Origin of the sequence: Aquidulcibacter sp. (genome assembly GCF_044346625.1) — a bacterium.
Taxonomy (GTDB): Bacteria; Pseudomonadota; Alphaproteobacteria; order Caulobacterales; family Aquidulcibacteraceae; genus Aquidulcibacter.
On sequence record NZ_JBIIYV010000121.1, the window covers coordinates 1 to 5,217 of the forward strand.

At 57.7% G+C, this 5,217-nt stretch carries 6 protein-coding genes; 4 read left to right on the forward strand and 2 right to left on the reverse strand.

Annotated elements, in window-relative coordinates:
* The 4 genes from ACIQ20_RS15655 to ACIQ20_RS15670 form a co-directional block, all read left to right on the forward strand.
* Positions 1 to 739 (forward strand): glucokinase (locus ACIQ20_RS15655; RefSeq protein WP_395781939.1); only part of this gene is annotated, 739 nt, incomplete at its 5' end.
* A gap of 21 nt (positions 740 to 760) precedes the next feature.
* Positions 761 to 1,390: a bifunctional 4-hydroxy-2-oxoglutarate aldolase/2-dehydro-3-deoxy-phosphogluconate aldolase gene (gene eda, locus ACIQ20_RS15660; RefSeq protein ID WP_395781941.1), complete on the forward strand. Its 630-nt coding sequence runs from the start codon at positions 761 to 763 to the stop codon at positions 1,388 to 1,390.
* Entirely contained in the window at positions 1,387 to 2,802 is a 1,416-nt protein-coding gene (pyk, locus tag ACIQ20_RS15665) for a pyruvate kinase (protein ID WP_395781943.1), read from the forward strand. Before eda ends, pyk begins: the two co-directional genes overlap by 4 nt.
* 9 nt (positions 2,803 to 2,811) lie before the next feature.
* Positions 2,812 to 3,708 carry a hypothetical protein gene (locus ACIQ20_RS15670; RefSeq protein WP_395781945.1) on the forward strand — a complete coding sequence of 299 codons (897 nt, stop codon included), beginning with the start codon at positions 2,812 to 2,814 and terminating at the stop codon, positions 3,706 to 3,708.
* Here ACIQ20_RS15670 and ACIQ20_RS15675 read toward each other — a convergent pair.
* Positions 3,705 to 4,418 (reverse strand): hypothetical protein, encoded by a 714-nt coding sequence (locus ACIQ20_RS15675; protein WP_395781947.1) that lies wholly within the window; start codon positions 4,416 to 4,418, stop codon positions 3,705 to 3,707. The genes ACIQ20_RS15670 and ACIQ20_RS15675 overlap by 4 nt on opposite strands.
* 79 nt (positions 4,419 to 4,497) lie before the next feature.
* The coding region (locus ACIQ20_RS15680) for an SDR family NAD(P)-dependent oxidoreductase (protein ID WP_395781949.1) at positions 4,498 to 5,217 on the reverse strand (720 nt) is incomplete at its 5' end.

The following is a 5,217-nucleotide window of genomic DNA, read 5'->3' on the forward strand; positions in this document are numbered from 1 at the left end:
TTTTACCAATTCCTCCTGGGTTGTTTCGGCTTCGGCAACCAAAGCCCGCTTTGGCTTTCAAAGCGTGACCTTGGTCAATGACTTCGCCGCCCAAGCGCGCGCCGTGCCCTCCAACAATGCGGATGCTTTTGAAGTTCTGATTGAGGGGGAGGCGCAGCCAAATGCCCCCATCGTCGTCTTAGGGCCGGGCACAGGCCTTGGCATGGCGCTCTTGGTTCCGGACGGTCAGGATTGGACGGTTATTTCAACAGAAGGCGGCCATCAGGCCTATGCGCCTTGTTCTGATCGTGAGCGGCAGATTCTGGAAGTGGTCGCTGAGGATTTGCCGTATATTAGTTTTGAGAACCTCGTGTCTGGCTTGGGTCTCGACCGGCTCTACAAGGCCATCGCTAAGCTCGAGGGGCGGGTGGCCCGCCTTAAGGGTGGCGACGAGATTGGCCCCGCCGCAATTGCGGGCGATGATACTTGTGCGGTTGAAGCGGTCGAAGTCATGATCCAATCCTTGGCCACCTTTGCCGGCAACGCCATTCTGGCGACCGGTGCGCGTGGCGGATGTGTGATAGCGGGCGGTGTTTCTGAAGCCCTAGCGCCGTTCATGCGAACCTCTGAGTTTGTTGCCCGCCTATTAGAGCGCGGCCCCATTAGCGGCTATATGGATGGTATTCCCGTCCGCAGAGCCCGCAACGCTTTTGCCGCTTTGGAAGGTGCCGCCTTCTTTGCCCCCAAGCATCCTTTGTAATTTTTCGTCTAGGAGAGGTCGATGACCAGCTTTGCATCCCAATTGAGAGCCGCCCCACTTATTCCGGTCTTGACGATTGCCGACCTCGACAAAGCCGAAGGCCTCGCATTGGCCCTCCAGGCTGGGGGCTTAAAAAACCTCGAAGTCACGCTGCGCACCCCGGTTGCGCTTGAAGCCATTGCGTTAATGAAAGCCGCCGCACCAGACTTGTTGATTGGTGCGGGCACGGTTCTGAGTGAGGGTGATGTTGAGGCCTGCTTTAAGGTTGGCGCGGACTTCATCGTGACACCGGGATCAAGTCCGGGTCTGCGGGCCGCGCTTTTGAAAGCCGATGCCAATGTCATGGTGGGGGTGGCCACAGCGACCGAAATCATGAGCCGCTTGGAAGAAGGCTTTGGTGTTTTGAAATTCTTCCCGGCAGAGCAATCCGGCGGAGCCGCCGCCCTTAAAAGCTTTGCCGCGCCATTGCCGGATGCGCGCTTTTGCCCAACCGGTGGGGTCACACCAGATAAGATCGAAAGCTATCTCTCGTTGCCGAATGTCATTGCAGTGGGCGGAACATGGATTGCGACCCCCGATATGATTAGTGCGGGTGACTTTGTCACCATTGAAGCAAATGCCCGCATCGCGGCTGGATTTAAAAAGTCATGATCCGTAATCGCCGTACACGGATCGTCGCTACCCTCGGCCCGGCCAGCCGTTCACCTGAAATGACTTTGGCTTTGGCGCAAGCAGGCGTCGACGTTTTCCGCATGAACTTCAGCCATGGCAGCCATGAGGATCATGCTGAGGCTTATGCGAGTGTTCGTGCAGCGGAAAAGGCAACTGGGAGACCGATTGGGGTCCTAGCTGACCTTCAAGGTCCAAAGCTCCGCCTCGGGACGTTTGCCGATGGCAAAGTGCACTTGATCAAGGGCGCGACCTTCCGTTTGGATCGCGATCCAACACCTGGCGATATCACCCGCGCCTGCATGCCGCATCCTGAGATTTTTGCGGCACTTAAGACCGGTGATGACCTTCTGATCGATGATGGCCGGGTGCGCCTGCGGGTTCTTGAGCATGGTGAAGATTGGGCGCATACGGAGGTGATTCAGCCTGGTCCTATTTCGGACCGGAAAGGCGTCAATGTGCCGACGGCAGTATTGCCAATCTCAGCTATGACCGAGAAGGACCGCAAGGATTTGATGTTCGCGCTCAGCCTCGGTGTCGACTGGGTGGCGCTTTCCTTTGTGCAGCGCCCGGCCGATATGGCGGAGCTGCGCAAGCTGGTGAATGGCAAGGCTGCCTGCTTGGCCAAGATTGAGAAGCCAGCCGCACTTGAGAGCTTGGCTGAGATTCTCGACTATTGCGACGGCGTGATGGTGGCGCGTGGCGATTTGGGTGTGGAATTAGCCCCAGAAGATGTGCCGGTTGCTCAAAAGCTGATTCTTCGCATGGCGCGCGAACGCGGCGTCCCGACCATTGTTGCAACCCAAATGCTCGAAAGCATGATCTCCGCTGCGGCACCGACGCGCGCCGAAGCTAGCGATGTAGCCAACGCCGTCTATGAAGGCACAGACGCCTTGATGTTGTCGGCCGAAACAGCCGCCGGGCAATTCCCGATGGAGGCGGTCGCCGTCATGAGCCGGATTGCCGAGCGGGTCGAAGCTGATCCACGTTGGCCAGGTCTGATGGATGCCGAGCACGCCAATCCAGAAAGCGCGGTACCTGATGCCGTATCGGCTGCTGCCAGAACCGCTGCCAACGCTTCGAAAGCCGCCTGTCTGGTTGCCTTCACTGCCACTGGCACCACAGCGCTGCGTGTGGCACGCGAGCGGCCGCTGCAGCCTGTTTTGGTCCTGACCCCCAGCATTCGCACGGCCCGTAAGCTTGCTTTGGTTTGGGGGCTAGAATCCCGCGTCACCAAGGATCCCAAGGACGTGGAAGATATGGCGACTGTTGCTTCGGCCATGTCGTCGAAAGTGGGTACGGCTAAATCAGGGGACCGTATTGTGATCGTCGCTGGCCTGCCGTTTGGCACCAAGGGCGGCACCAATCTGATGCGGATTGCCCGGGCGACATAGGGGGCACTTATGGCAGCCGATCTTTTGGAACTCTCCGCCTATGGTTTTGACCTGTCGGTTGCGCCCTTGGCGGGCGGGGGCATTGCGCGGCTGGATTGGCACGGTAAGCCCGTGTTGCGACCAGCTGTCGAGGGTTCCGTGGCAGCGCGTGACCCACTGGGCCTCTCGTCCTTTCCCATGACACCCTATGCCAGCCGCATTGTAAACGGGGTATTTGATTGGGGCGAAGTCTCGACCCATATTCCGCCCAATATGGCAGGCGGGGCCCATCCCCTCCATGGCATTGGCTGGCGCACCCCTTGGTCTGTCATCTCGCAAAGTGATACAAGTATCGAGATTGCGTTGGTGCATGATGGCGACGCCAATTGGCCTTGGGCCTTCGAAAGCCGTCAGCACTTTCAACTGTTTGAGGATCGTGTCGAAGTCAGGCTGTCTGTGACCAGTCGGGATCCGCGTCCATTCCCGTCTTCCCTTGGACCCCACCCCTATTTCTTATCCGAGGGCGCGGAAATCCAATTTGATGCCGCCCAACTTTGGGAGATTAGCGGCGAGGCATTGCCCAGCCATTTGGCCCGTCCAGCAGTTGTCGATCATTTGGCAGAAGGGGTGGTCGCGACCAGCCTTGATCTCGATCATTGTTTTGAGGGCTGGAATGGCCGTGCACGGATTAAATGGGCGGAGCATGGGGTGGAGGTGGGTGCATCGGTTCTGGTGGGTGATACCCCGTGCCCTTGCACGCGCTTACAGCTCTATACCCCCCCTCAAGCGGGCTTTTTCTGCTTGGAGCCTGTGACAGCCCGTGGTGTGTCCTTCACGGCCGCCAACCCATACGAACTGGGCGTTGTTGAGCTTGTGGATCAAACCTTGACCATCATCACGACACTGACGCCGTTCCGGGCCGGCTAGCGGTTAAGTTCCACCAGTTCGTACCAGGTCTGCATATAGCCGCCCACGCCGCCTTGAACAAAGATGGCGTCGCTATCATCGGTGATCCAGACATCATAGACGGGATGCTCGCTGCTCATGCCGCTCGATCCATCATCCAAAAATTGGAAGTGGCGGGTTTGGAAGGTGCCTGCCTTGACCGTGATTTCTTCTTTGCCAAGATAAAGTCCATCGATGCGAACCGGAGCCAAGAAAGGCGGGGTCGCGCCGCGATGATCTGGCGAGGGCAGATACATGTTGAAGGTATGCCGCTTTTTGGCTTCCCAATCATGCAGGCTTAAGAAATAGCCGTCTGCCACAATGGGGTGAGTGCCAAAGCCATCAATCGGAGCGGCAAGGTCCACCCGTTGGGAGACCCGGCCAATTGTCGGCCCATAGCTCTCGCACTCAATATAGTCGTCGCCAAATCGGAACCAGCCCGTACCCATGAACTTGTCGCCCACGGTGAGGCGTACGTGACAATCCATGGGCTTATGGTTGGCGTCGATAGAATAAATTATGTCGCGCATCACGCTGGGATCGGGCTCTGCGATAAAGCAATGGGCGCGTAGGGTGGTTTTGCCATCGCTATGATGGGTGAAACGGAAATCCTCTTCACCGCGCGCTTGATCCATCATGTGCGGCTTCTTTGAGGTGTAGGCAATTTTGCCGGTGATTGTACGATGCGCCATCCTATCCTCCTCGTGGTCCGCACAAAGCCTATAGGAAGTGCTCTAAGAACCAAAGCGGCATTTGCTGATGTCCCCAAGATTAAGGCTGAATTTCCTGCCCGTCCCAAGCAAAGATCTTTCCGGTCTGCTCTGGCGTGAGGCCGCCCAATACACAGAGCAGGGCCGTAGCCGAAGTCTCGGGCTCAAAGACCTCATTTTTGGTATAGCGCTGAAGGAACGGCTCTGACATGGCGCTGCGCACGGTGCCAGGGTGCAGGCCGACGCAGATGACCTGCGGTCGGCGCGCGGCCAGCTCAACCGAAGCCGTACGGATCAATTGGTTCAGCGCTGCCTTGGAGGCGCGATAGCTGTACCAGCCCCCTGTTTTGTTGTCGCCGATAGACCCAACCCGCGCCGAGAGCGAAGCGAGGATGGCGGGCCGGTCGCGGGCAAGCAAAGGCGAGAAATGCTTCATCACCAGCGCGGGGCCAATCGTGTTGACCCTAAACAAACGGGCCATGGTTTCTGGATCGAGTTCCTTCAAACCTTTTTCCGGACGAATGGTGTCGGCCTCATGGAGGATACCAATCGTATTGATGATTAAGTCAACGCCGCCGTCGACCTGACAGCTTACCGCTGCCTCCATCAGGCTGGTTTCATTTTCTAGATTAATGGCTAAGGCAGTTACACGTGCATCAGCGCACTCAATAGGTTTTCGGCTGAGGGCAAAGATGTGTTGTGTGCTCGCACGATCCAGCAGGGTACGGATTAAGGCGCCGCCGATGGCACCACTGGCACCCAGCACGATGATGGTTCTAAA

Excerpts from the sequence above, each read along its gene's own strand:
- eda (WP_395781941.1), top strand. The coding sequence starts at position 761 with ATGACCAGCTTTGCATCCCAATTGAGAGCCGCCCCACTTATTCCGGTC.
- pyk (WP_395781943.1), top strand. The coding sequence starts at position 1,387 with ATGATCCGTAATCGCCGTACACGGATCGTCGCTACCCTCGGCCCGGCC.
- ACIQ20_RS15670 (WP_395781945.1), top strand. The coding sequence starts at position 2,812 with ATGGCAGCCGATCTTTTGGAACTCTCCGCCTATGGTTTTGACCTGTCG.
- ACIQ20_RS15675 (WP_395781947.1), bottom strand. The coding sequence starts at position 4,418 with ATGGCGCATCGTACAATCACCGGCAAAATTGCCTACACCTCAAAGAAG.